Here is a 25,002-nt window from a genome sequence, read left to right as displayed (position 1 = left end):
AGTGAAAAAGTTAGCATTGTTAAGTGTCTCAGATAAAAATGGAATTGTAGAATTTGCCAATCAATTGGTAGAACGAGATTTTGAAATTATTTCAACCGGTGGAACTTTAAAAACACTTTTAGATAATGGTGTTGCCGCAACGGCTGTTGAAGAAATCACTAACTTCAATGAAATGTTAGACGGTCGTGTAAAAACATTACATCCTCGCATCCATGCTGGAATCCTAGCGCGTCGTGATAATCCAGAACACATGGAACAATTAAAAGAACAATCAATTGGTTTAATTGATTTAGTCTGTGTCAATTTATATCCATTCAAAGAAACCATTGAAAAACCAGACGTTACATATGCCGATGCAATTGAAAATATTGATATCGGTGGTCCTTCAATGCTAAGAGCAGCTGCTAAAAACAGCCAAGACGTCATCGTAATTACAGACGTTAACGACTACGCTGATTACATTCAACGATACGATGAAGGCAACATTGATTTAGCATACCGTAGTGGTTTAGCTGCTAAGGTATTCAGACATACTGCTGCTTATGATGCATTGATCGCAAATTACCTAACCAAGGAAGAATTCCCAGATAAGTTAACAGTTACTTATGAAAAGGTAGAAGACATGCGTTACGGTGAAAACAGTCACCAACAAGCTGCTTACTACAAGGAACCAATTCCTGAAACTTACTCATTAGCCAACGCTAAGCAACTTCACGGAAAGAAACTTTCTTACAACAACGTTCGTGATGCTGACGCTGCACTTAGAATCGTCGCTGAATTCCCAGATCAAGCAACTGTTGTTGCATTGAAACACATGAACCCATGTGGAATTGGAACTGCAGATGATTTATTAACCGCTTGGAAATTAGCCTACGAATCAGATTCTACTTCTATTTTCGGTGGAATTATTGCATTAAACCGTGAAGTTGATTTAGCTACTGCAGAAAAGATGCATGCCATCTTTTTAGAAATCGTAATTGCACCATCATTTACAGATGAAGCATATGAAGTCTTAGCTAAGAAGAAAAATATTCGTTTACTAACAGTCGACTTTACAAAGATTAACCCAACTAAACCAGACATGGTTTCTGTATTAGGTGGAATGTTAGTACAAGAACGTGACTTAATGCATGAAAGTGAATCAAAATACAAAGTTGTTTCTAAGAAACAACCAACTGAACAACAAATGAAGGCATTAGCATTCGCTCAAAACTCAGTTAAGCATGTTAAGAGTAATGCAATTGTAGTTACCACTGACAACCAAACTCTAGGGATTGGCTCAGGTCAACCTAACCGTATTGATTCTACTAAGATTGCCATTAAGAAGGCAGAAGTTAAGCCTAACTATGCAAACGCAGTCTTAGGATCTGATGCATACTTTCCAATGGATGATTGCGTTGAATATGCCGCTAAACATGGTATTACAGCAATCGTTGAACCTGGTGGTAGTATTCGTGACCAAGATTCAATTGATAAAGCAGATGAATTGGGAATTGCGTTGGTATTTAGTGGCAATCGTCACTTCAAGCACTAAAATAGGAGTGGAATAAATGGAAAATTGGTTGTTAATTGGGTCTGGTGGTCGCGAATATGCGATGGCAAAGCAGCTAACTAAGAGTGCGAATCGCCATGTGTATGTGGCACCTGGTAATCCAATGATGAATATTTTAAAAAATGTTGAAACTTTAGATATTGAAGAGTGTGACTTTGAAGCCTTAATCGAATTCGCCAAACAAAATCAAATCGATTGGACATTGGTAGGTCCTGAAAAACCACTTAGTGAAGGGGTAGTTGATTGCTTTAAGGATGCGGGGTTAAACATCTTTGGCCCCAACCAAGCAGCTGCTCAACTAGAAAGTTCTAAGGAATTTGCTAAAGATGTAATGACATCTGCAGGGGTAGCGACTGCTCAATACGCGACCTTTGATAATCAAAACCAAGCTCTAAAATATTTAGAAACAACCAGTTTTCCGGTTGTAATTAAGCTAAATGGATTAGCTTCCGGTAAAGGGGTCTTTATCGCGGCAACTAAATCAGATGCTGAGAATATCATCAACGATGTTTATCAAAATAACGCTAATCAAGAAATTTTAATGGAAGACTACTTAGTCGGCCAAGAATTTTCCATGATTGTGATGGTTAATGATTTAGATGTTGTTACCATGCCGCTAGCGCAAGACCATAAGCGCATTTATGACGGTGATAAAGGGTTGAACACCGGTGGGATGGGTGCTTATAGTCCATTACCTCAATTTGGCTCAGATGTTGTCGAAGACGGGTTAGTGAAGGTGATTAGACCAGTTTTGGAGGAAATGCACAGACGTGACATTTTATTCCAAGGATTTCTATACGCCGGATTAATTATGACTGACGATGGCATCAAAGTGATTGAGTTTAATGTTCGAATGGGTGACCCAGAAACTCAAGTTATTCTTCCCCAATTGCAAGATGATTTTGGTGAAATCATTAAACAATTAATGAATCATCAACAACCAACAGTTAATTGGAGTAGCAATCGTTATTATTTAGGAAGTGTGTTAGCAGCAAAAGGTTATCCACAACAACATTTAGATGCAATAACATTACCTGAATTCACGCAACCAGATATTGAAATTGATTATGCCGGCGTCAAAGAACAAGACGAAAAGCTAGTTAGTTCTGGTGGTCGCATCATGATGGTGATTTCATCTGATGGTGACTTGAAAAAAGCACAAACTAGGGTTAACCAGGTGATTAAAGATACTGTCGATGCTAACCTATATTCATTTAGAACCGATATAGGTAACAAAGCATTTAAATAATAAAAAAAGCAGATCGATAAGATCTGCTTTTTATATAGGGAAATAATTTTTGTATCTAGTCACAAATAAGTATAAAATCAACAATATAAAGACATTTAGGAGTGAAAACATGGAAAACTACGCCCAACAATATGCTGATATAAAAAAGGCGATGCGTAAAGACGAGGCTGCCTTCAATAAGATAGATCGTCGATTAACTCAAAAAATTAATAATGAAGACTTTAAAGTGATTGATACCGACGAAGCCTTACAGGAAAACTATACTTTCGGTAAACGTTTAGCTGATAAGGTAGCTAAAGTCGGTGGTTCATGGGGGTTTGTAATTTCATTTATCGTTTTTTTAATAGTTTGGATGTTCATTAACGTTATGCAATTATTTGGCTGGCATTTCGATCCATATCCATTTATTTTATTGAACTTGGCTTTATCATGTATCTCTGCGATTCAAGCACCTATTATCATGATGAGTCAAAATCGTGCTGGTGAAAAGGATGACTTAAACCGTCGTAATGACTACCATGTTAACCTTCGTTCTGAAGAAGAATTGAAGTTATTGCATGCAAAAGTGGATTTGCAAACTAAGTATAATAAGCATCAAAGCCAATTGAATCAACTTCAAATGGAAATGCTAATTCGTATTGAAAATGCTCAAAGAGAAAAAGAAATTGAAAAATCAATTCACGTTGATTCAAATGATGAATACTAAAAAAGAGTGCTATTTAATAGCACTCTTTTTGTTTTCTTCAACCACATCATTGACGATATCTTGAAGGGTGATGGAGTTTAATTGTTGTTCTGCTTGTTGTTGAACTTGGTCATATGCTTTATGCAATGCGTGTTGAATGTTAGCACCTACTGGACAACGTTGATTAGTTTCTTCATCAACATGGATGAAATCAGGTTCTGCAATCGCGTTATAGACATCTAATAAAGTAATGTCTGATTGTTGACGACTCAATGCGACTTCGGCTTTACCAGGTACACTAGTGATTAAGCCAGCAGACTTTAATGCAGACATTAACCTTCTAACTAGACTGGGATTGGAGTTTATACTTCCGGCAATCGCACGACTAGATAAATCGTTTTCGACGATGTCTGAAGCACTAATATAGGTCAAAATATGAATCGCATCACTCAAACGATGTGAATATTTCATTATTTAACAACCTTCTTAATGGCTTCAGTAAGTGGAGTTAGGGGATGACTGATGATAGCAGTTAAGTCATTAGTTTCTTCGTCTAATTGACCTTCCTTGATTAGTTGTTGAATACTTGAAACGATTTCAACAGTTGAGTCATCTAAGCCAGCTTCTTTTAGACCGTTAGCGTAGTCTTTCATGTTAGCTGAGATAACTGGGAAATCAGCGCCGGTAGCTTCTTTTAATGCGTCAGCTAACTCAGCATAAGTGTGTCTAGGACCAGCAAATTCGTAAATTTCCTTTGGTTGTTTGCTTAATAATACACGGACAGCACCTTCAGCGTATTCTGCTTCTAGCGCCCAACCAACGTGACCATCTTCGGCAGCGTATACAAATGGGTTACCTTGCGCTGCAGGGGCTAAAACAGTTGCTTCATTTTCTAGGTACCAGTTGTTACGAACAAAAGCGTGGTCTAATCCAGCTTCTTTAATCGCAACTTCTGTCTTAGTGTGATCATGTGATAAGAAGTTATCAGCTGTTTCAGCATGTGGGAAACTAGTGTATACCACAAATTCAACTCCAGCAGCTTTAGCGGCATCAACAACGTTTTGGTGTTGAGTCATACGAGGTAGTTCCATGCTAGGTTGCGATGAAACAAATAATAATTTATCAACATCTTGAAGTGATTCTGTCATTTGATTAACGTCTCCATAATCGAAAGGACGAACATCTAAACCAGCAGGAAGTTGTTTTTCTGCTTTTTCTACATTTCTTGCTAAAGCGATAATTTCATCGCGGTGGACATTCTTCATTAAAACTTTAATGGCTTCTTTACCAAAATTACCAGTTACGGCACTAATTGCATATTTCATAATTTTATTCTCCTCGTTGTTACTTTATTATTAACATGTTACATATAAAATAACAGGTGCAAATATAAAAGTCAAATAAAAAAGCTTTCTAACTGGATAGAAAGCTAAAAATTATTATCGTGGTTTACTAAAGTCTATTTCATCATCAATATTAACGTTAAATGAAGATGATTGCATTCCAGTAAGCTCTAAAACACTTTTACCGGTAATGATTGGGATACCATCGTATGCTTTTTGAATACGGTCTTCTTTGATCCATTGTTGGATGGAAAAAGCATCAACAAGCCACCAAACCCAGACGATAGCTAACAAAATAAATCCAATGAAGAAAGTTGAAGTTATCAATCCAATAATCCATAGTGTTAACATTAATCCGGCTCGCTTGTGATTTAAGTAAAAACGATGTGCACCTAGACAACCAAAGAAAATCCATAGAAGCCATGTTACTGCGGCACTCTTTGAATTGTCTGTAATATATTCATTTAAAGCAAGTTGCTCATCGGTTGATATATTTTTTCTTGCAGCTATTACTTGTTGCTCAATTGACGCTATATTATCCATGGAAATCCTCCTTAACTTGTTATTTCTTGATTATATCATTATTAGATAAAACCATAAAATGAGAAACTTAAGCTTTTTTTACGTTTTATCAGATTGATTTTTAATAATTTCTTTATTAAGATAGACTTAATTACTAAAAAGGAGATTTTAACTATGCTAAAAGCTTTCAAGTTATACTGGAAAAATTACTTTAATTTTAGAGGAGTAAGTAAACGTTCTGAATACTGGTGGATGCAACTTATTAATGCAGTTATTTTTGCTGTATTTGTTTTAGGATTTGGTGGCATTGGTATTATTACTGCATTAACTTCAGGAAAAACAGTTCAAGGATTTGGAATTGGTGCATTAATTGGAATTATTGTTGCAGTAGTATATGCTCTTGCAGCTATTATTCCAGGTATTAGCCTTGTATTCCGTCGTTATCGTGATGCTGGTGTTACTCCATGGTGGCTACTAGCTACAGCAGTACTACCCGCATTAATTCAAGTTTCAGACTTCTATGATAAGTATGCTTGGTTAAGAACTATTGTGTTTATCATTAGTGTAATTAACTTTATTATTCTTGTATTACCTAGCAAAAATAAAGACTAGTTAATTACTTTGGTCTAGGAAGTGGTTTATCCACTTCTTTTTTTGTTTGGTAGTGATATAATAATGGGACATATATTTATAGATGTAACTAAAAAATAAAAAATGGGAAGTGATTTTGTGTTAGGTTTTTTTGAAGGGTTCGGGATGTATTGGACAAGATATTTTGATTTTAAAGGCCGTAGTCAACGTTCTGAATTCTGGTGGAGTTTTTTAGGCCTAACCATTCTTACCGGAATAATCGCAGGAATTACTAATGTTAATAATCGAATTGGTAGAATGATTTACCTAATTTTTACTATTGCGACTTTTATTCCTAACTTATCTCAATATGCAAGACGATTTAGAGATATTGGAATTAATCCCAAGTGGATCATTTTAACTTATGGATTACCCTTATTATTGGTAGAGATTATTAATTATTTACCATGGTACATTCAAGTGCTCGATATATTATTAGTATTGGTAGATATGGGTTTATCAGCTTTACCTAGCAAAGACTAAAAAAAGAGTTAAGGTAGTTATGCCTTAACTCTTTTTGATTAGTTAAATTCGTTTGGAATTAATTTAGTTTTTAGTTCTATGTTATCTTTATAATCAACAGGGATTTCAATAATAACAGGGCCTTCGACTTCACTAGCTCGGTTTAAAGCGGAATCTAATTGATCAACATTATTAGCACGAATGCCAGTGGCACCGAAACTTTCAGCATACTTTACGTAGTCCACATAACCAAATTTTACACCGGCGTCATGACCATATTTAGCCACTTCTTGGAATTTAACCATGTCGTAGTAACCATCGACCCAGATTAGTTGAATGATGTTTAATTTTAATCTAACCGCAGTTTCTAGTTCTTGTCCGGAAAATAGGAATCCACCATCACCAGAGATGGAAATAACTGGTTGTTCAGGGTGAGTAAGTGCAGCTCCAATCGCCCATGGTAGTGAAACTCCAAGGGTTTGCATACCATTACTAAATAGTAAGTGTCGAGGTTTGTATGTCTTGAAGTAACGCCCCATCCAGATATAGTGACTACCAATATCTACGGTTACAATTGTATCTTCGTTCACGAATTTTTGTAATGATTGAATGACAGAAATTGGATGTAGACCATTATCAGTAGTTTCGTGAATTTCTTCAACGGTTTCAGTGAAGTGTTCACGTAATTTATGAAGTTGGTCTTTAACATTAGCGTCTAATTCTAAAGAGTCATCTAGGTATTCAGTTAAAGCAGTTAAACTTTCTGCAATATCGGCATTAACAATTATTTTAGGTTGGTATTCTGCTGTAATTTCAGGGGAAACTGTATCGATGTTAATTACTTGAGTGTGTGATTGGTTCCAGTTACGAGCTTCGTATTCGACAGGATCGTATCCAACTGCAATAATGAGATCGCTATTTTTTAGAATCGTATCACCAATTTGGTTGTCGAATAAACTAACACGACCGTAGTAGTTTTCCACTAGATCTTTGGAAATTACTCCAGCGCCTTGGTAGGTTTCAACGACTGGAATAGAGAATTTACGTAATAGCATGTGTAATGCTTCAGAAACATCCTGAGTAGAGGAACGCATACCAGCTAGAATTACTGGTTGCTTAGCTTTACCAATTAATTCTGCGATTTCTTTCATGCGTGTCTTATCAACACTTCCATTGGTGATGGCGGGAAGTTTATCGATCACTGGACGAGTCACTTCTTCACTTAGAATATCTTGTGGTAGTGACAAGAAAGCAGCACCTTTCTTAGGTGATTGCGCACTGATGTATGCGTTAGAGAATGTTTCTGATATGTTATTAGGGTCTTGTACTTCAACAGAAGTCTTAGTAGTGCTTCTTAATAAGTCTGCGTTATTGATACTTTGATGGGTTAGACGTAATAAGTCATCACGTTTAACTTGTCCACCAATTGCAATAACGGGGTCACCTTCAGAAGTAGCAGTAATTAGACCAGTAGCTAGGTTAGAAACACCAGGTCCAGATGTTACGGCAACGACACCAGGTTCTCCAGTTAAGCGACCGATAGCAGCAGCGATAAAAGCAGCATTTTGTTCGTGTCTAGTGACAATTAATTGTGGTGCTTTTGGATCTTTACAATCTTGTAAATCTTCGAAAAATTGGTCCACTTTAGCACCAGGAATCCCGAAAACGTATTTAATATTTTGATTGATCATGCTTTGAATTAAAGCTTTTGATCCGGTTAATGGTTTATTCATGATTACACCTCTTAAATAAATAGGAAAAATTTAATTGATTAACTATTAATTACTAAATGATAGTAGTATTATGATTAAAGGGTCAATTTAATTGACCCTTTATATAATAACACTATTTTTAAAAAGGTCAATTTAATTGACCTAAAGGAGAATTTGATGATCGATAAAAAGAAATTAATGGTCTTTTATTTCGCCTATCAAGAAATTGCTAGAAGTATTGATTTGGAACAATACAACTTAACTTCTAACCAACAAAAAATGTTATTTTCAATTGATACAATTGAGGAAATTACAATCAAACAATTATTAAAAATATTGGATATTTCTAAACAAGCATTGAATGTGGCTTGTCGTGATCTACGTGAACGTAATTTAGTTTATACAGGCCCATCCAAGACTGATAAACGAAAAAAAGTCGTTTTTTTGACTGATGATGGTAAAGCATTAATCGAAAAGATTGAAGCTAAACAGCTTAATTTTATTAACGATATTTGTGATAGTACTAATTATAATTGGGAAGACACGATGAAGAAGTTAACTAAGCAATATTTGGATGATATTAGAAAATAAAAACGTTGCTGTAAGGCAACGTTTTTTAATTGGCTTCAATTACTACATAGTAATTATTTAAATTGTTGGCGTTACCTTGATAAATGGGGCTTTTTTTAGCAGCAATTCCAATCGATGAAATATTATTGCTGGTAATTAAATTATTAAAAGAAGTGTTGCTTTGTTTGGAAAATTGGCTAAACATTATCCAACTAAGGGATGTCCCTTGGTAATCAGCATCATCTTGATATAACCAATATGAAATATTGGTATTGTTTTGGGGCAATATATATTGTTCAATTATATTTAATTTGTTTTTAGCATCGTCTTCTAATGAAAAGTCAAATCGAATGGGTGATAATCCATTATCACGACGATAAGTGTTAATGTTTTTCACTGTGTTGATGGCTACTTGGTGGCTAAATGAAGCTTTCTGGTTAATCTGAATAGCACCATGCCAAAGATAACCGACTAGCTGATGGTTTTGATAGATGGCTTGATAGATTTTTTGCGTGCTATTAATATTAACGTGATAACTAGTTCCAACGGTGATTACTTGGTTGGATAAAGATTTAGCTTTTTGTTTGACGTCTTTGAATGTTAAATCACGATAGATATTTTCATTATGATTAGCGACTACAATCCCGATACTATCTGAAGTTTCTTCAGTTACTCTATAAATAGATGGACTATCGACTTTCTTAACGTTAGCATTGGTAGTAATACTGGGAGTAATTGTTAAAAGGAGTAAAATAACAATCATAATTATATTTTTCATTTAAGCACCTTCTTTATGATAATTAGTATAGCAGTAAAAGCTTTAAGAAATATTAAACTCACGTTACAAAGGAGAATTTAAAATGAAGCAAGATAAAATGGTAGTTGCAGCGATGATAATAGTGGGAATAGTCTTACTAGGTTGCATTGTCGCTTATTTAATTAATTAAAAAGACGTCGAAATTATCGACGTCTTTTTTTATAGATGCGGAATCACTGCGATTAAAATAAATGCGAATACAATCATTAAGTTGGCTAATTTATGACGCATTAAAATGGCGATAAATTCACGGATAATCGCGTTCGGTAAAAAGAAGAAACTCGTTTTGGCACCTAATCCATAAATGTGCATACCTGCTTGATAAGCATATGAGCTAGCACGATAAATATGGTAGTTGTTCGAAACAAATAAACCACTATTTGAATCTAATTGATGATCATCAACAATTTTTTTCGAAAAAGCGAAGTTTTCAATTGTGTTTCTTGATTTATCTTCGGCGACTACATCGTTGGCATCGATACCTTGCTTAATTGCATAGTCTCGCATTGCTACACCTTCAGGGATGGTTTCATCGACGCCTTGACCACCTGAACAAATAATTAATGGGCGATGACCATTTGATGCTTGTTGCTTGTAAACGTCGATGGCGCGTTGAATTCGCGCAGCCAATAAAGGTGAAACTTGGTTACCATTTAATAATCCAGCTCCCAAGACAATGATGAAGTCTTTGTAGTTTTTTGGTCGGTAGAAGTTACAAATCCAGACCGAAATTGAGAAAATCACGAACAAACTGATTAGGTAGAAAATACTTAGGTTACAAATGATTTCTAGAATTGAGTTATAAGGTTTAGGAATTAGTTTATGAAATAGTAGGAAATTAATTAATGGGTATAACAGCATGAAAATTCCTAAAATTAAAGTTAATAAATTCGCTAGTGAATGGCTCTCTCTTATCCATACAATGATTCCATTCCAAATGAAAATAACTGCGTGAAATGTATATATTATAATAATTCCAACGGCCGTTATTATAAAAGTTACTAAAAATATAGTATGCAATAGTTTACTATTGCTATATATTGAAAAGAAAACAAAGTTACCAGCCAGTGAAAATAACGCCATTAAGGCTAAAAAACCGTTCCATAAACTGGCTTGATGTTTATAAAATGACCATGAAAATAGGATAACTAACATTAAAAAAACAATTGGTAAAATGTACATTGCTATCGTCCTTATAATTTAGAATATAAAAGCTCACAATAACTATTGTGAGCTTTTACTGTTTATATTTATTTTACACTAATCATAGTACCAATGTTGTATTGTTTGTTAACTAATTTGTTGTGAGGAACCATAAAGAAATGAATTCCACCAAATTTATCAAAAGAAACAGCAAAGTAATTAGGTTGGTACTTTTTGTGGATGTCTAGATTCATTAATGCACTAGCATGACCCCAGTATGATGGTCCATCTTCAAATAATTGAAGCGCGATTGAGTTATAAATAGCATGTTTTAAAGCAGCCATTGATACAACACGTTTTTTAATTTTAGGACTAGTTAGAGCAAATGATGGATTGTCACTGTAGTTTTCTTCAGCAACATCAGAAATCTTAAATTTCTTAGAAACTACTTTTTGCGCCTTTGGATCATGACTAGTCTTTTTGCCAGTATTGTTCCAGTTGTCTTTACTGTAAACATCAGCATATGCTTGTGCAGCTTTAATAGTGTTTGATGATGCCTTGTATTGAATTCCTTTAGCTTGTTTAATAGCTGGATTTAAAACACTTAATGCAAATTGAGTTAATTCTTTGGATTGTGCGTAAGTAATCTTATTTAAGTTAACTTGACGACTTAAGTCTTTTTTAGCAGGTGTAAATGAATTTATTGCTAGACCATTTAAACCGATTTTACCAAATTTAATTTGTAAGTTTCTGTTAGAAACATTATTTCCATTGGAAACAGATTTAAGAGCTTTAATTGTATATCCTTTAGGTAATTTGATAACATTTTTTGGATTTTTTGTTGCTTTATAATTAATTTTAGTAACAAAGTTAGCATCAGACCCAGGATCAGTAACTGTATTCCCATTAGTCTTGATAGCTTCTGTAGGAATGAAGTTATTTAAATCATCTTGCGTTAATTTACTGATTGATTTTTTTGTTGCGATAATAGCATCATCAGTAGTTTGTTGTTTAAATTTTGTAATTAATGCATTTTCAGAAGTACTAGTATTTTTTGTGTTAGCACTTACTGTCAAAACAGAAGTAGAGAATGTAGCAGCAACTAATGTTGATAAAGCAATTGTTTTAATCATTTTTTTCATAATATATCTCCTATTTAGTTCCTAATAAGTAAATTGCAGCGGCGACTAATATTACGCCAATTACGACAATAACTGCACCGAAACGGATTAGTTTTCCACCAATTCCGTCCCAGGCTGGTTTATTAGCCATTGCACGAAGTTTAAAGAAGAACCAACCTAATCCCATACAGATGGCTCCGAAAAGAAAAACACCATAAGCAAACAGCATAAAAAAGCTTTGTGTATTTTGAACAGCTTGCATGATTTCCTCCTATAATAAAATTATTTTAAGTAATCTTATCACAATGATAATTAAATACCAATTGAATTTGTTTAATCTTAACAATTACTTAATAATTCTCATGTATTCGGATAAGTGTTATAATTTTTAATTATGTCTTAAATAAATCACGTATAAGGAGATGAGTTCACCCTTGGGTGATCGAGCGATTAATTGGAAGCAAAACTTGAATGTTTTATGGTTTGGTAACTTTATAGCAGGAATTGGGTTTAGCTGTATTAGTCCATTTATTGCTTTGTTTATTGGGCAATTGGGTAACTATAGCACGGAACAGGTTTCAATTTTGAGTGGGATGGCATTCGCTGCACCATTTTTAGTTAAGATGGTAGTGTCTCCACTTTGGGGAATCTTGGCTGATAAGTATGGTAGAAAGCCCATGCTGTTACGAGCATCATTGGGGATGGCAATTGTAATTGGTTCAATGAGTTTAGTTACCAGCGCATGGCAACTAATTGTGTTAAGACTATTGCAAGGAATCTTTTCAGGGTTTATTAGTAATGCAAACGCGTTAGTTGCCGCAGAAACGCCTAAAGATCATGTCGGACAAGCATCCGGCAAGCTAGCTACTGGAAACGTTTCAGGGACATTGATTGGTCCGATGATTGGAGGACTAATCGCTGATACTTTTGGTTATCGTTATACCTTCTTAATTACAGGGATTGCGATGCTAACAGCATTCTTCTTAAGTGTTTTCTTTGTACATGAAAACTTTAAACCAGTTGAACGTAAGAAGGGTGAAAAGCAACCGCATTTCTTATCAGGTATTCCGACTAAACAGATTTTATTCGGAATGTTCTTAACTACTTTATTCATACAAGCTACTAATAATTCTATCTCTCCAATTTTGAGTTTGTATGTTAAACAATTAGATCCAACGTCGACTAATATTGCACTTACTGCTGGAATTATCCAAGCTATTAATGGGGTGGCAATGGTATCGATTGCGCCTTTTTTTGGCCGATTGGGTGACAGGATTGGTTCACATCAAATATTAAAGTTTGGATTATTTTTTTCAATGGGCATCTTCTTCTTAACAACATTTGCACAAAACGTATGGGAATTAGGAACATTACGTTTCTTTATCGGGATATCTGATGCTGCATTACTACCCACTGTTCAAGCTATTCTTGCTAAATATAGTCCACATGACAGAATCAGTCAGGTCTTTAGTTGGAATCAAAGCTTCCAAGCAGCTGGTAACGTGACCGGACCAATGATTGGATCAGCGGTGGTATTGATTGGCGGATACCGCGGTGTATTTATTGCTACAACCATCTTGGCGGGAATCAATTTATTCCTAGTCCGTAAGAATATTAAATCAATTGAAACTGATAAGAACTAAATAGTTGTTGTTTGACGAATTGTCATTATAATTAGTTAGATAATAATCGTGGAGGTAGATAATTATGTTACAAGCACAAATTGATGAAACACTACTAACACTTAAAAGGACACGTTCTCACATTATTAATGCTTTAGATGGTACTAACCGTGATAGTAATGTGATTAGAGATATTGATCATTTAGTGGAATATTTAAATCAAAATGATAGTGAAGAAATTACGCAAGAGTATATTGATCGTAAGTTTAGAATTATCAAAGGTGAAATTAATTGTTCGCTAGATTGTTTTAACAATGCGATGAAAGCATTAATGAAATAAGCATTCCTGATGGGAATGCTTTTTCTTTTAGAAAAATAAAAACGACGTGTATAATAACTTACATTAAATAAGTGAGAGGAAGATGATTATGTCAAAATTATTATCACCAGCTAAAGTGGGAGGCTTGCAATTATCTAATCGAGTTGTAATGTCGCCAATGTGCACTTATGAGGTAAAAAAAGAAGATGGTATTCCAACACCATTTCATTTTGCACACTACGGTATGCGAGCAATTAGTAAAGTTGGGTTGATTATTACCGAATCAACTGCCGTAGATCCTAAAGGTCGTATTAGTAAGAATGATTTAGGACTATGGGATGATGACCAAGTTCCTGAATTTAAACGTCTAATAGATTCACTACACTATTTAGGAACAAAAGTTGGAATTCAATTAAATCATGCTGGTAGAAAAGCAGCTGATGAAGATTCACCGGTTGCACCCAGTGCAATTGCTTTTGATGAAAATAGCAAGACACCAGAAGAATTATCTATAGACCAAATTAAAAAAATCGTTAGAAAGTTTGGTGAGGCTGCAAAACGTGCTTCTGACGCTGGAGTAGATATGATAGAAATTCATGGTGCTCATGGATACTTATTAAATCAATTCTTGTCGCCAGCAAGTAATCATCGATCAGATGAATATGGTGGAAGTTTAGAAAATCGTTTTAGAATTGTAAGAGAAGTTGCCGAGATTGTGAAAGATAACTTTTCAGGACCAATTTGGGTTCGCTTATCATTAACTGATTATGCCGATGATGGCAACGAAAATTCTATCGACGATTGGAGACAAGTTGGTAAATGGTTAGAAACTGCTGATGTTGAACTAATTGATGTTTCAACAGGAGGATTGCTGCCTGTTGGACCTAATTTCCCTGTTCATGATGGATATCAAACTCGTTTTGCTACAGAATTAAAGAGAAGTGTTGATATTGATGTTTCAACAGTTGGTTTATTGGATAATCCGGGTTTAGCGGAATATATTTTACAAAACAATCAAGCTGATTTAATCATGCAAGGCCGTGCATTATTGAGAAACACTAATTGGTTAAACGATGCTGCTAAGGAACTTCATGATAAAAAATTTACAGCTTTTGATGCATCATATGGTCGTGGTCAAAAATAATCATTTAGATTAGTTCTATCATATTTTCATCTAATTTTAATTTGTTATATAATTTATACTAATGCATCCATAATGAGGTGATTTATATGTATTGGACTGATGATCGAATTATGACTTATCAAGCTAAAATTAAGGGAGCTTGGTATGTAAAAAAATTTCAACAATACTATCAATTCGACTTGCGTAAACCTGAGGATAAGATTCGAATGTATCGTCAATTAGAACCAAAGACAATTAAGTCGTACTTTGATGATTTAATTGATACTTATGAAGAAAATTTTTTAAAACAATTAAACAACATGAGTAACGATGACCTACTAGAAACCTTAGATGCACTTAGAGAAGATGGTTACATTGATATTATGTAAAAAGGAACTGATTTATTAAATCAGTTCCTTTTTTTAGTTACTACTTAGAGTTACAAATTGAATTTTACTCAATTTATTATTACTAAACGTCAAGTTACATGCGTGATTATTTTTATCAGTTTGATAAGTCATGAAGGCGACCCCATCAGATACTTGTTCAGACAAAGGAGCTCCTAATTTATCTTTAACAGCTTCGAATGACATTGAGTTATTTAATGCTTTGATTTTAGCTTTACTTACAATCTTAGAGTTTGTATTTTGTTGAAAACCTTTACTTAACACTTTATCTTTGTAAATGATAGCGAAAATGTATTGAAGCTGAGCGTTGCCCCCCATTTGCCATGTATATTGAGTAGCAGGATCATTATTAGTAAGCTTAGTTTCCTTGGAAGAACTTGGCTTTCCTAAAATGCTCATAATTTTCTTGGAACTGTCACCACCATTTAGTTGTTGGTTAGTATATTTAATTTGTTCATATTTTTCTAATGATATTCCAGAGGTGTTTAGCGCGTCAGATAGGGTAGGCTTAGGTGTTGAAATAGTTTTATGTTCATCAACATTTTTCTTGCCACAAGCGCTAAGAATTAGAATAGATGTTAATAACGCAAGTGAGATTGATAAAATTTTTTTCATAATCGTTCTCCTTAATTATTTCTGTATCTTTCATTTTAATTCGAATAGGTACTAAATATCAATGATTAACAGCTATAATATTGAATTTTATGTATAAAAAAAGAGTCACAATGACTCCTTAACTATTCTCTAATAACGATCCCACATATTTCGGTCATGGAATTATTAATTAGTTTATAGAATATCTTTCTGAATTCTTCCGTAGGTATAGGAATAGGTTGAGAAATCCAAGCCATAATAGCGTCTAAAATTACTCTAAAGAAAAATGAAAGTGTAAAATATTTAGGAATGCCAACCTTGTTTTCATCATAGTGATCAAAATAAGGGATTAAAAATTTTTCATAGTGGCTTTGTAGAAAACTGAATAATTCAGGTTCATAAAATTTATATAGAACTTTAATATATTCTCTATCATCATATACGATTGGAAATACATTTTCTGTTAAAATGTGGAAAAAATTAGAATTGCCTTTATCTACGCTATCAAATTCTGCGTCTAATGATTCGCTGATATTTTCTTCTATAAAGTGAACAATATCGATTTTATTCTTAAAGTGATTGTAAAACGTACCTCTAGAAATATTTGCATTGTCAATAATATCATTGGTACTAATTGTATAGATGTCTTGCTGATCAGATATGTTTAAAAAGGACATAACAATTTTTCTTTTTGATTTATTAGTAATTAACATAATAGTTCATCTCCTTTTAAGATTATTTTCATTATTATAAGTTTATTTGATTTTTCGTATTCTCTACATACATTATAGTATCGATTGAGGGATTTAAATTTTAAGATTTAGATAAGTTTATTAAATTTATCTATATTTATTATGATAATTCATGAAAGTATAAATATTATTTATATCTATGACAGTAAATTTTTTAAAATAATTCTTTTATAGATGCTGTTATCAAGAAATTATAACGATTTTTTACATTTGCACATTAAATATTTATTATTGCTATTGAAAAAATAACTGAATGACAATATAATCATAAATGCTAAAGATATTTATAAAAGTATCTATTTACAATTAGCGACTCATTTTCAACTTGATCACTGTGAATAAGACACGGTTTTACAACGACTTAATAACGGCAAAGAAATACATAAACATTGAAATAGATATTATGACTGAAAGGTTATGAAATCAAACCAAGACTTTATAACCTTTTTTATATGCCAAAAAAGATTGCTGAGAATATCTAGTTTTAAGAGCAAGTGAGTTTGATGAAAACGTAGACAATGATAATCGATACGACTCGATAAATAATATGATGGGGGATAGAAAGTTGGATCATTATACGTTATTAACTAGATGCATTGCCGAATTTATGGGGACAGCTATCATGGTTGCCTTAGGAAATGGTTCGGTGGCTAATGTGGAATTAAAAGGAACTAAAGGGTTTCATGGAGGATGGATTCTAATTGGATTAGGATACGGAATTGGGGTCATGATTCCAGCATTAATGTTTGCTACTGTTTCGGGAGCGCAAATAAATCCTGCGATGACTTTGGCATTGGCTTTCACCAATCAATTTCCTTGGCATGAAGCATTATTCTACATTATTGCTCAATTTTTAGGAGCTGCTGTTGGTCAGCTGGCGGTAGTAGTGGCGTATAAGCCATATTATGATGAAACCACTGGTGATGAGTGCATCTTAGGGACGTTTTCTACTATTGATGCTGCTCATAGCTATGTAAATGGTTTTATAAATGAATTAATCGGAACTTTTATTTTAGTGTTAGGTGCACTAGCTATGACCAATGATAAAGTTGACCCTCGAGCTGATTTTATCGGTTTAGGTTTTTTGGTAATGTGTTTAGTTATTTCATTTGGTGGACCCACTGGACCAGCGTTAAATCCTGCGAGAGATTTAGCACCACGAATTATTCATTCATTATGTCGTTTTCCAAATAAGGGGAACTCACATTGGAAGTATAGCTGGGTTCCTGTTGTGGCTCCGATTATAGGAGCGTTATTAGCAACAGTTCTCTATCAAAAGATATTATAAAAACAAAAAAGACGTTTTATTTTAACGTCTTTTTTTGTATCTTAATGAAAATGTAAACAATAATAAAATTTCTTATTAGTTTTTGAACTAGCCTTTTAAATTATCGTTATAATAACCAAAATTATCGATAAAAAACGGTTGCTTTTTATACATATGTATATTTTTATTCTCGTTGACACTATTATAGATTGGATATATTCTAGCTTAGAAGATTTAGGCAATCGACTATTTTCTCGATTAGATGTGAATAGTCATCGCTAAGGTCTTCTAAATATTGGGATAAATCTTTGTAAGTTGGTTTTTGGTGCAAAGTACGTGAATGATTGATTAAGCTAAGACAATGGTAGGTTGTGGAATTATAGATTATAATCACTTATACAATTTATGGTCTAGTTAATAATCATTCATTGGCTTTTATCAAAATATCTTAAGAGATCATCTTAGTCTAAATCTTAAAATTTAGTTTTTTCTGGCTCTTTTTATTTAACTATCTCTAACCGTATAAAATATTAAGTCGCGCTGATATTTTATATTAATAAAATCCGCAATGTATTGAATTTCCCCGAATTTAATATATTAACTCTCGTCCAGAAAATAGAAAAAACAAAGTCTTATAAAATTAAATTGCTTGCATGTGTTCATATCAATATATCCTAAACAATATTATTGATCTCACTTCCAAAGAATTTATCATTTGATAAATTATAGTAATCGAATATTTAAGTCAAGCTTTGTAGTAAAGACTAACTTGCGTAAATATAATTGTCGCAATAGACAATTTATTAATAACCGATACTGTATAGTATTGGTTATTTTTTATTTAGTTTTAAATCACACCAAAATAAAATGATTGTGATAAACTTGAATAAATGATTAAGGAGATGACAATAATGAATAATGTGGATTCATTATATCAATACGGAACACTAGCTTTATTAGTTCCAGGGTTATTTGAAGGAAATTTAAGTTTAACTGACTTACTATCACACGGTGATACTGGTATCGGAACTGGTGATGGTCTAGACGGTGAACTAATCATTTTAGACGGTATTGCTTATCAAGTTGATGGTGATGGTAACATCAATGAAGTTAAAGATGACTTTACAGTTCCATTTGCCAACGTTCATCAAGGCGCTTTCAAGCCATTAACTGATGTTGATGCATCATTGAACGCTGCTGCTTTTGAAAAGAAAGTATTAGATGCCACTAAATGGGAAAATACATTCTTCTCTGTTAAAGCACACGGTAAATTCAAGTTTGCGCAAACTAGATCGATTAACAAACAACCAAAGCCTTATCCTGGATTAGTGGAATGTGCTAATAACCAAAGTGTCTTTAAAAAAGAAGATGTTGAAGGAACAATTATTGGTTACTATTCACCACAAATATTTAATGGTGCTGCAGTAGGTGGCTTCCACTTGCACTTCTTAGCTGATGATCATTCAATGGGTGGTCACGTTATGGACTTCGAAATGCAATCAGGTAACATTGCAGTTCAACGATTCAGTAAGTTAGAACAAGAATTACCAGTTAACAACCAAGACTACATGGATCACGACTTCTCAAAAGACGACATTCAAAAAGCGATTGGTGAAGCTGAATAAAATAAAAAAGGCCGACAATTAATTGTCGGTCTTTTTTATTTTGCACTATTTGTTGTTAGTGTTAGTGCTTTGGTTGGAATTTGCGTTAGAGTTACTTTGATTTGAATTGGATTGGGTCTTGTTTGGATCCCAAGGACCTTGGTATACCCAACCGTTAATTGAAGTATAGTAAACGTAAACATCGTAAGTTTGGTGGTCACTTCTAAATGATGTCCATTGATCACCGTTTTGAGGAGTGTATCCCTTTAGAACGATATTTCTAACATCATCTGGAGTGTATCTAGCGACGATTCTGCTTTGGCCTGTTTCTTTACCACTACTGTCCTTTAACTTGATAACAACAGTGTTAGTTAAAGTAGCTAGACCTTGGTTATTACCAACATTAACTCCGTTGGATAAACCGTTAATCATAATGCTTTCAGTTGAGTCACTAGTCTTTTGAACTCTGATTTGATCACCAGGGTAAATAGTAGTACCGCCTAAAGTAATGCTACCTAAGTAGTATGAGTAGTAACCAGTAACGTATCCTGAGTCAGGTAGTTTGTCTGAATCGACAGTGGAGAAACCAGTCTTGTAAACTTTGGCAGCTTTCATCCAGTTAGCTTTAGTTGAACCGTATACCCACACACCGTTGTAGTTTGGTACGTTTCCGTAAACAATCCAGCCGGCGTTGTTTGATAGTTTTCTAGTAAATAAGGCAGTACCCTTCTTGATAGTAGCAGTCTTAGTTACTTTGCTTTGGATAACACCGTTTGCAACTTTATGTGCAGATACTTTAATGTTCTTAGTGGTCTTTACATACTTAGTTGAGAATGATGGATCAACATAAGTTTTCATCCATGTAGTAGTGCTTTGTTTAGTAATCCAAACGGCACCGTTACTTGATTTAATTCCAGATAATAACCATTCTTTGTGGTTGTTGTTAATGCGACTAACTGTTAAAGCAGTGCCTTTTTTGATGGTTTTCTTCTTTAGTACTGTGTTTGAAAGAGTGTTGTTGCTAACACTGTGTTCGTAAGCAGTAATGGTTCTTGTAGTCTTAATGCTACGTGATTGATTCCAATAGTTTGAGTTTTTGTTAGGTAAACCTTTAGCGTTAGCTGCAACTGCTGGAGTAGCAAGTACAACTACTGCTGCGAATAAACTAACAATGACTTTTTTGAAATTCATAATAGTCCTTCTTTCAATGTATTAGTTACTATCATGGTAACGTAGAATGATGAAAATTTCTATTATTTTATAATATTTGAGCAAAATATAGGACAACCATAAATCATTTTGATATTCTTTAGGAAGAGTAAGATTATTTAATGTAAAATATTTTTTAAGGGGTGCCTCAAAATGAAAATGAGTAAGTTATTTGCAACTGTTTCAGTTGCTGCTTTATCATTATCCATGTTAGCTGGAGTTTCAGCTAACGCATCTTCAAAGAAGGATATGCATGACATGTCATCAATGAAGATGGATAAAAAATCTTCAATGAGTATGAATCATTCTTCAATGAAGATGGATAAAAAGTCATCAATGATGATGATGGATGGTTTAGAAATGAATATGAATTCTAAACTACCTAAAGGTCTAAAGAAAGCTACTAATGCAAAGTTCAAAGTTGGTTCAAAGGTAACTTTGAAAGCTAAGCATATGGAAGGTATGTACAATGCTAAGGCAACTGTTGCCGGTGTTTACAAGACTAACCTATACGAAATTGACTTCATGCCAACTAATGGTGGTAAAATGGTTAAAAACCATAAGTGGGTTGTTTCAAGCGAACTAAAAGCTAAAGGTGCTTTAAAGGCTGGAAAGAGCGTTACTGTTTTAGCAGACCACATGTACAACATGAAGGGTGCTAAAGGTAAAATTGTTAAGGTTCATAAAGGACCAGCATACGTAGTTAACTTTACAGACACTAAAACACATATGGTTATTAAAAACCATAAGTGGTTAACTCAATCAGAATTAAAAGCTAGATAAGAAAAAAGAGTGTAACTAAATTTGTTACACTCTTTTTTTATAATTGAATCCTATTGTTCTGGCAAAAAGATTTATTTTTTTAATAAAATGGATTATATTTGTTATTATATATTCAAAGGGAAATAAGAAAGGATACATAATGATGAATAAATTTACAGGTTGGATAAAACATTGGTACAGATATAAAACTGATGAACCCTATATTATTTCGGCAGCTATCGTTGGTGCATTAGCGTTATTTGGATCGATATTAATGGATCGAAAAAAACATTTATATATTTATGCCATTATTTTAATTTTAATTGCTTTATGGGCATTGTTTAGAAGTGTTACTTTTAAGAAAAACTTTGTAAGAGATTTCGTTAAACAACACCAATTTAGTGAGGATAAGATTGGTTTAGATATTGGAACTGGAACGGGATATGCTTTAATTAAGCTAGCTCGTGATACCCAACTAGGTAAGGTTTATGGTGTTGAAGATAAATACCAATATACTATTCGTCGTTTAGAAAAAAATGCAGTTTTGGAAAGAGTTAAAAATAAGATTGAACTAACAACAGCTGATATTAATAAGATTCCATTTGAAGACAGAAGTATTGATGTAGTCACTGCGATTTCAGCCAATGGAAATCAATTAAGTACGCCCAAAAAGGCAATTGTTCAATCGATTTCATATGAAATGAAGAGAGTTTTAATGCCTTCTGGTGTAATGTTTATGGTTAATACTCCTGCAATGATTAAGAAGTACGCAGCTGCATTTGAAAAGAGTGGCTTTGAAGTAACTTACATGCATCGTCGTTTTGAACGATTCTTCTTTATCCGCGCAATTGTTGTTAAATATAAATAAAAAAATCCAACCATTATGGTTGGATTTTTTACTTTTATTGGTGAACACGATTGAAGAAATCAACGAATAGTTGGTTTTCGTCTTCATAGTGATCCCACATGTTTTCAGGATGCCATTGAATACATTGAATAGTTAAATCATCGTTTTCCATTGCTTCAATAGTACCGTCATCTGCTCTAGCAACTACATGAAGTCCATCAGCAACATCTTTAGCAGCTTCATGATGGAATGAATTAACAAATGCACGAGTACCAAATGTTTTAGCTAGCTCAGATTTTTCATCAATTGTAATGTGATGAACTGGAGAATATCCAATTGCTTTTTGTTCATGTTGTAGTAGTGGTGAACCATTTGTTGGTTTGAATTGAGAACTTAAATCTTGGTATAAAGTTCCTCCCATTGCTACATTGACGATTTGTAAACCACGGCAAATTGCTAAGATTGGTTTTTTCATTGCAATCGCTTGTTGAACTAATGCTAATTCAAATTCATCTCTGGTTTCAAAAGTACGACCGATTTGTTCAATTGGTTCTTCGCCATAATACTTTGGTAATACATCTGGACCGCCAGTCATGATTAAACCATCAACAGTTTCCAGTAGATCATGAGCCATATGAGGTTTACCGACTGGGAAGATGACAGGGGTAATATCATTAGCTAATAAGCAATTCATTAAGGTTCTTTGTGCAAAATGACCTTCTCTTTGACGAAATGGTTCATCTTGGCTAAAAATAATATCAGAAGTTACACCGATACGCATGTTTATCAATCCTTTACATTAATATATCTTATTCAATAGTGTATCATTTTTTTAGTTATTTATCAGATAAAAACATTTGTGTGCGATACTTTTGATTGCATTGATAATTTATTTGTGCTATTTTTGATTACATGTTATAGGAAATATTGTATAAATGGTTATTAATAGGGGGAAAATACAATGAAGTTTAAATCAATGATTAAGCTTGGTTTAACTACGGTAGCAGCTTCGTTAGTATTGGTAGCATGTGGTAATTCAGCAAATGAATCATCACGTACTGACTCATTAAATTGGATGAGCAATACTACTTTAACTACTTTAGATCCATCTAAAGCAGTTGATGTTACTTCAGATCAAGTTTTATACAATGCAATGCGTGGATTAGTTACACCGGATAAGGGAAATAAAGTTGATTTAGCAATTGCTAAGAATTATAAAGTCACAAACGGTGGTAAGACATATACATTTACCTTAAGAGATACTAAATGGAGTAACGGCAAACCAGTAACTGCTCAAGATTTTGTCTACGGTATTAAGCGTAGTGCTAATCCCAAGACGGCTTCACAAATGGCTTACTACATGGCCAATGTTGTTAATTACAGCCAAATTAAGATGGGAACTATGAGTGCTGATTCATTAGGCGTAAAGGCATTAAATGATCACACTTTACAAATTAACTTGGTAAAACCACAAGCTGATTTCTTAAATGTATTAGCATTACCAGTATTCTATCCTCAAGTTAAGAGTATCGTTGATAAGTACGGTTCAGCATACGGTACTACTTCTGACAAGATGATTTACAATGGACCATTTACTGTTACTAAATGGAAGGGTAGTAATGATGCTTGGACTTTAGCTAAGAACAAAGATTACTATGACAATGCTAATGTTAAGCTAAAGAGTATCAATTACACTGTAATTAAAGACCCTCAAACTGCATTAGATGAATATCAATCAGGCAAATTAGATCAAACTCTATTAGCTGGTAAACAACAAGTAACTACTTACAAAAACCGTTCTGATTTCTACAACAGAAAAGGTTTCATGGTTCAATACTTGTCAATTAACCAAAACAATATTCCAGAATTAAAGAACAAGAACTTAAGAAGAGCATTATCCCTAGCAATCGACCGTAACGCTTTAACTAAAGACATTTTAGGTGACGGTTCATTTGCTGCCAGAGGTTTAGTTCCTGATACTCTAGCTTACAAGGATGGTAAGGACTTTAACGACTACGCAACTGTTAAAGATGCTACTACTGGTAACTTAGCTGAAGCTAAGAAGCTATGGGCTAAAGGTCTAAAGGAAATTAATAAGACTTCAGTTTCACTATCAATTATGAACAACAACGACCAAACTAGTCGTGCTGTGACAGAATTCCTACAAACTGAATTAGAAAAACTTCCTGGTCTAAAGGTTACTGCAGAAATTTTACCAAACAACGTGGCCTCAGGTCGCTCACTAAAATCAGATTACCAACTATCTGTGTCAGGTTGGGATCCATCAATCAGTGACCCTATTTCACCACTACAAACTAAAGTTTCAACTAGTTCTATTAACACTTCTAAGTGGGGCAATTCAATGTATGACATGTACATTGATCGTTCTAACAACGAAGATGCTACTAACTCAACTAAGCGTTTTGATGATTTAGTAAACGCGCAAAAGGTAATCCTAAACGATCAAGGAATTATTCCATTGATTCAAAAGGCCCAACCTGAACTAATTAAGAGTAACGTTAAGAATGTTAAGTATCTAGGAAACGGTCCAATTTGGGACTTCTCACATGCTTACATCAAATAATTAAAACTTTGAAAAGCAGCCATTAATGGCTGCTTTTTTTATTATGTTATTATTAACGTATTAATAAATTAGGATGTGACTCAATATGTTAAGTCAAAAATTAAAA

The 25,002-nt window shown here is 33.7% G+C and carries 27 protein-coding genes; 15 read left to right on the top strand and 12 right to left on the bottom strand.

Translation table 11 applies throughout. The features are described 5' to 3' along the window. The first annotated feature begins 1 nt into the window (after position 1). From purH to M3005_RS03690, 3 genes are all read left to right on the top strand, one after another. Complete coding sequence (gene purH / locus M3005_RS03700; protein WP_293793791.1) at positions 2–1,534, top strand: bifunctional phosphoribosylaminoimidazolecarboxamide formyltransferase/IMP cyclohydrolase; 1,533 nt, start codon at positions 2–4, stop codon at positions 1,532–1,534. Positions 1,535–1,550: 16 nt separating this feature from the next. Continuing rightward, complete coding sequence (gene purD / locus M3005_RS03695; RefSeq protein WP_293793789.1) at positions 1,551–2,801, top strand: phosphoribosylamine--glycine ligase; 1,251 nt, start codon at positions 1,551–1,553, stop codon at positions 2,799–2,801. Between the two features lie 109 nt (positions 2,802–2,910). Then, positions 2,911–3,507: a DUF1003 domain-containing protein gene (locus M3005_RS03690; RefSeq protein WP_293793788.1), complete on the top strand. Its 597-nt coding sequence runs from the start codon at positions 2,911–2,913 to the stop codon at positions 3,505–3,507. Between the two features lie 9 nt (positions 3,508–3,516). On the opposite strand, the gene M3005_RS03685 is transcribed toward M3005_RS03690, so the two are convergent. The 3 genes from M3005_RS03685 to M3005_RS03675 form a co-directional block, all read right to left on the bottom strand. Then, the gene (locus M3005_RS03685) at positions 3,517–3,957 is read right to left on the bottom strand and encodes an Rrf2 family transcriptional regulator (RefSeq protein ID WP_293793786.1); all 441 of its coding nucleotides are present in this window, start codon (positions 3,955–3,957) and stop codon (positions 3,517–3,519) included. After that, positions 3,957–4,811, bottom strand: coding sequence for an NAD(P)H-binding protein (locus tag M3005_RS03680; protein WP_293793785.1), 855 nt, complete (start codon positions 4,809–4,811; stop codon positions 3,957–3,959). The genes M3005_RS03685 and M3005_RS03680 overlap by 1 nt, the downstream gene beginning before the upstream one ends. A 114-nt stretch (positions 4,812–4,925) precedes the next feature. Beyond that, positions 4,926–5,372 (bottom strand): TM2 domain-containing protein, encoded by a 447-nt coding sequence (locus M3005_RS03675; RefSeq protein ID WP_293793782.1) that lies wholly within the window; start codon positions 5,370–5,372, stop codon positions 4,926–4,928. Positions 5,373–5,525: 153 nt separating this feature from the next. On the opposite strand from M3005_RS03675, the gene M3005_RS03670 reads away from it, so the two are divergent. Together M3005_RS03670 and M3005_RS03665 are read left to right on the top strand one after the other, a co-directional pair. Then, positions 5,526–5,963: a DUF805 domain-containing protein gene (locus M3005_RS03670; RefSeq protein WP_293793780.1), complete on the top strand. Its 438-nt coding sequence runs from the start codon at positions 5,526–5,528 to the stop codon at positions 5,961–5,963. Positions 5,964–6,107: 144 nt separating this feature from the next. Beyond that, entirely contained in the window at positions 6,108–6,464 is a 357-nt protein-coding gene (locus M3005_RS03665) for a DUF805 domain-containing protein (protein ID WP_293793779.1), read from the top strand. A 38-nt stretch (positions 6,465–6,502) separates the two neighbouring features. Here M3005_RS03665 and alsS read toward each other — a convergent pair whose 3' ends face one another. Further along, positions 6,503–8,176 carry an acetolactate synthase AlsS gene (gene alsS, locus M3005_RS03660; RefSeq protein WP_293793777.1) on the bottom strand — a complete coding sequence of 558 codons (1,674 nt, stop codon included), beginning with the start codon at positions 8,174–8,176 and terminating at the stop codon, positions 6,503–6,505. Between the two features lie 156 nt (positions 8,177–8,332). Between alsS and M3005_RS03655 the strand changes: the two genes are divergently transcribed. Next, positions 8,333–8,746, top strand: a complete 414-nt coding sequence (locus M3005_RS03655) for a MarR family winged helix-turn-helix transcriptional regulator (RefSeq protein WP_293793774.1) — start codon at positions 8,333–8,335, stop codon at positions 8,744–8,746. A gap of 25 nt (positions 8,747–8,771) precedes the next feature. Here M3005_RS03655 and M3005_RS03650 read toward each other — a convergent pair whose 3' ends face one another. The 4 genes from M3005_RS03650 to M3005_RS03635 all read right to left on the bottom strand — a co-directional run bounded on the left by M3005_RS03650 (position 8,772) and on the right by M3005_RS03635 (position 12,068). Further along, positions 8,772–9,503, bottom strand: a complete 732-nt coding sequence (locus M3005_RS03650; RefSeq protein ID WP_293793772.1) for a hypothetical protein — start codon at positions 9,501–9,503, stop codon at positions 8,772–8,774. Positions 9,504–9,701: 198 nt separating this feature from the next. After that, positions 9,702–10,403, bottom strand: coding sequence for a YdcF family protein (locus M3005_RS03645; protein ID WP_293793770.1), 702 nt, complete (start codon positions 10,401–10,403; stop codon positions 9,702–9,704). A 389-nt stretch (positions 10,404–10,792) separates the two neighbouring features. Continuing rightward, positions 10,793–11,827, bottom strand: a complete 1,035-nt coding sequence (locus M3005_RS03640) for an SEC10/PgrA surface exclusion domain-containing protein (protein WP_293793768.1) — start codon at positions 11,825–11,827, stop codon at positions 10,793–10,795. Between the two features lie 10 nt (positions 11,828–11,837). Beyond that, a complete protein-coding gene (locus M3005_RS03635; RefSeq protein ID WP_293793766.1) occupies positions 11,838–12,068 on the bottom strand; it encodes a hypothetical protein in 231 nt (76 codons plus the stop codon). Positions 12,069–12,240: 172 nt separating this feature from the next. On the opposite strand from M3005_RS03635, the gene M3005_RS03630 reads away from it, so the two are divergent. The 4 genes from M3005_RS03630 to M3005_RS03615 all read left to right on the top strand — a co-directional run bounded on the left by M3005_RS03630 (position 12,241) and on the right by M3005_RS03615 (position 15,259). Beyond that, on the top strand, positions 12,241–13,449 hold the full coding sequence (locus M3005_RS03630; RefSeq protein WP_293793764.1) for an MFS transporter: 1,209 nt from the start codon (positions 12,241–12,243) through the stop codon (positions 13,447–13,449). A gap of 64 nt (positions 13,450–13,513) precedes the next feature. Next, on the top strand, positions 13,514–13,768 hold the full coding sequence (locus tag M3005_RS03625) for a hypothetical protein (protein WP_293793762.1): 255 nt from the start codon (positions 13,514–13,516) through the stop codon (positions 13,766–13,768). Positions 13,769–13,856: 88 nt separating this feature from the next. After that, positions 13,857–14,891 (top strand): NADH:flavin oxidoreductase/NADH oxidase, encoded by a 1,035-nt coding sequence (locus tag M3005_RS03620; protein ID WP_293793760.1) that lies wholly within the window; start codon positions 13,857–13,859, stop codon positions 14,889–14,891. A gap of 86 nt (positions 14,892–14,977) precedes the next feature. Then, the gene (locus tag M3005_RS03615) at positions 14,978–15,259 is read left to right on the top strand and encodes a hypothetical protein (protein WP_293793759.1); all 282 of its coding nucleotides are present in this window, start codon (positions 14,978–14,980) and stop codon (positions 15,257–15,259) included. 33 nt (positions 15,260–15,292) lie between these two features. Here M3005_RS03615 and M3005_RS03610 read toward each other — a convergent pair whose 3' ends face one another. Both M3005_RS03610 and M3005_RS03605 read right to left on the bottom strand, forming a co-directional pair. Next, positions 15,293–15,892: a DUF3862 domain-containing protein gene (locus M3005_RS03610; RefSeq protein ID WP_293793757.1), complete on the bottom strand. Its 600-nt coding sequence runs from the start codon at positions 15,890–15,892 to the stop codon at positions 15,293–15,295. 122 nt (positions 15,893–16,014) lie between these two features. Beyond that, positions 16,015–16,584, bottom strand: coding sequence for a TetR/AcrR family transcriptional regulator (locus tag M3005_RS03605; RefSeq protein WP_293793755.1), 570 nt, complete (start codon positions 16,582–16,584; stop codon positions 16,015–16,017). A 604-nt stretch (positions 16,585–17,188) separates the two neighbouring features. Here M3005_RS03605 and M3005_RS03600 point away from each other — a divergent pair. Together M3005_RS03600 and budA are read left to right on the top strand one after the other, a co-directional pair. After that, on the top strand, positions 17,189–17,911 hold the full coding sequence (locus M3005_RS03600) for an MIP/aquaporin family protein (RefSeq protein ID WP_293793754.1): 723 nt from the start codon (positions 17,189–17,191) through the stop codon (positions 17,909–17,911). 890 nt (positions 17,912–18,801) lie between these two features. Further along, a complete protein-coding gene (gene budA / locus M3005_RS03595; protein ID WP_293793752.1) occupies positions 18,802–19,515 on the top strand; it encodes an acetolactate decarboxylase in 714 nt (237 codons plus the stop codon). Positions 19,516–19,560: 45 nt separating this feature from the next. Here the strand turns inward: budA and M3005_RS03590 are convergent, their stop codons facing one another. Then, a complete protein-coding gene (locus M3005_RS03590) occupies positions 19,561–20,685 on the bottom strand; it encodes a hypothetical protein (RefSeq protein ID WP_293793750.1) in 1,125 nt (374 codons plus the stop codon). A 171-nt stretch (positions 20,686–20,856) separates the two neighbouring features. Here M3005_RS03590 and M3005_RS03585 point away from each other — a divergent pair, with 171 nt between their 5' ends. After that, positions 20,857–21,486, top strand: a complete 630-nt coding sequence (locus M3005_RS03585; protein ID WP_293793748.1) for a YdhK family protein — start codon at positions 20,857–20,859, stop codon at positions 21,484–21,486. Between the two features lie 142 nt (positions 21,487–21,628). Continuing rightward, positions 21,629–22,333: a class I SAM-dependent methyltransferase gene (locus M3005_RS03580; protein WP_293793746.1), complete on the top strand. Its 705-nt coding sequence runs from the start codon at positions 21,629–21,631 to the stop codon at positions 22,331–22,333. A gap of 34 nt (positions 22,334–22,367) precedes the next feature. On the opposite strand, the gene M3005_RS03575 is transcribed toward M3005_RS03580, so the two are convergent. Then, on the bottom strand, positions 22,368–23,093 hold the full coding sequence (locus M3005_RS03575) for a gamma-glutamyl-gamma-aminobutyrate hydrolase family protein (protein ID WP_293793744.1): 726 nt from the start codon (positions 23,091–23,093) through the stop codon (positions 22,368–22,370). A 180-nt stretch (positions 23,094–23,273) separates the two neighbouring features. Between M3005_RS03575 and M3005_RS03570 the strand changes: the two genes are divergently transcribed. Beyond that, positions 23,274–24,896, top strand: coding sequence for a peptide ABC transporter substrate-binding protein (locus tag M3005_RS03570; RefSeq protein WP_293793742.1), 1,623 nt, complete (start codon positions 23,274–23,276; stop codon positions 24,894–24,896). Positions 24,897–25,002: the final 106 nt, after the last annotated feature.

The organism is Apilactobacillus sp. (assembly GCF_025290035.1).
In the GTDB taxonomy this organism is placed as follows: domain Bacteria; phylum Bacillota; class Bacilli; order Lactobacillales; family Lactobacillaceae; genus Apilactobacillus.
This window is presented reverse-complemented; position numbering and strand designations above follow the sequence as displayed.

Excerpts from the sequence above, each read along its gene's own strand:
- M3005_RS03645 (WP_293793770.1), bottom strand. The coding sequence starts at position 10,403 with ATGCTGTTATACCCATTAATTAATTTCCTACTATTTCATAAACTAATT.
- M3005_RS03640 (WP_293793768.1), bottom strand. The coding sequence starts at position 11,827 with ATGAAAAAAATGATTAAAACAATTGCTTTATCAACATTAGTTGCTGCT.
- M3005_RS03580 (WP_293793746.1), top strand. The coding sequence starts at position 21,629 with ATGAATAAATTTACAGGTTGGATAAAACATTGGTACAGATATAAAACT.
- M3005_RS03590 (WP_293793750.1), bottom strand. The coding sequence starts at position 20,685 with ATGAATTTCAAAAAAGTCATTGTTAGTTTATTCGCAGCAGTAGTTGTA.
- M3005_RS03625 (WP_293793762.1), top strand. The coding sequence starts at position 13,514 with ATGTTACAAGCACAAATTGATGAAACACTACTAACACTTAAAAGGACA.
- M3005_RS03585 (WP_293793748.1), top strand. The coding sequence starts at position 20,857 with ATGAAAATGAGTAAGTTATTTGCAACTGTTTCAGTTGCTGCTTTATCA.
- M3005_RS03675 (WP_293793782.1), bottom strand. The coding sequence starts at position 5,372 with ATGGATAATATAGCGTCAATTGAGCAACAAGTAATAGCTGCAAGAAAA.
- M3005_RS03570 (WP_293793742.1), top strand. The coding sequence starts at position 23,274 with ATGAAGTTTAAATCAATGATTAAGCTTGGTTTAACTACGGTAGCAGCT.
- M3005_RS03670 (WP_293793780.1), top strand. The coding sequence starts at position 5,526 with ATGCTAAAAGCTTTCAAGTTATACTGGAAAAATTACTTTAATTTTAGA.
- M3005_RS03690 (WP_293793788.1), top strand. The coding sequence starts at position 2,911 with ATGGAAAACTACGCCCAACAATATGCTGATATAAAAAAGGCGATGCGT.
- M3005_RS03650 (WP_293793772.1), bottom strand. The coding sequence starts at position 9,503 with ATGAAAAATATAATTATGATTGTTATTTTACTCCTTTTAACAATTACT.
- M3005_RS03635 (WP_293793766.1), bottom strand. The coding sequence starts at position 12,068 with ATGCAAGCTGTTCAAAATACACAAAGCTTTTTTATGCTGTTTGCTTAT.
- M3005_RS03615 (WP_293793759.1), top strand. The coding sequence starts at position 14,978 with ATGTATTGGACTGATGATCGAATTATGACTTATCAAGCTAAAATTAAG.
- M3005_RS03655 (WP_293793774.1), top strand. The coding sequence starts at position 8,333 with ATGATCGATAAAAAGAAATTAATGGTCTTTTATTTCGCCTATCAAGAA.
- M3005_RS03610 (WP_293793757.1), bottom strand. The coding sequence starts at position 15,892 with ATGAAAAAAATTTTATCAATCTCACTTGCGTTATTAACATCTATTCTA.
- M3005_RS03620 (WP_293793760.1), top strand. The coding sequence starts at position 13,857 with ATGTCAAAATTATTATCACCAGCTAAAGTGGGAGGCTTGCAATTATCT.
- M3005_RS03575 (WP_293793744.1), bottom strand. The coding sequence starts at position 23,093 with ATGCGTATCGGTGTAACTTCTGATATTATTTTTAGCCAAGATGAACCA.
- purD (WP_293793789.1), top strand. The coding sequence starts at position 1,551 with ATGGAAAATTGGTTGTTAATTGGGTCTGGTGGTCGCGAATATGCGATG.
- M3005_RS03605 (WP_293793755.1), bottom strand. The coding sequence starts at position 16,584 with ATGTTAATTACTAATAAATCAAAAAGAAAAATTGTTATGTCCTTTTTA.
- M3005_RS03685 (WP_293793786.1), bottom strand. The coding sequence starts at position 3,957 with ATGAAATATTCACATCGTTTGAGTGATGCGATTCATATTTTGACCTAT.
- M3005_RS03680 (WP_293793785.1), bottom strand. The coding sequence starts at position 4,811 with ATGAAATATGCAATTAGTGCCGTAACTGGTAATTTTGGTAAAGAAGCC.
- M3005_RS03665 (WP_293793779.1), top strand. The coding sequence starts at position 6,108 with ATGTATTGGACAAGATATTTTGATTTTAAAGGCCGTAGTCAACGTTCT.
- alsS (WP_293793777.1), bottom strand. The coding sequence starts at position 8,176 with ATGAATAAACCATTAACCGGATCAAAAGCTTTAATTCAAAGCATGATC.
- budA (WP_293793752.1), top strand. The coding sequence starts at position 18,802 with ATGAATAATGTGGATTCATTATATCAATACGGAACACTAGCTTTATTA.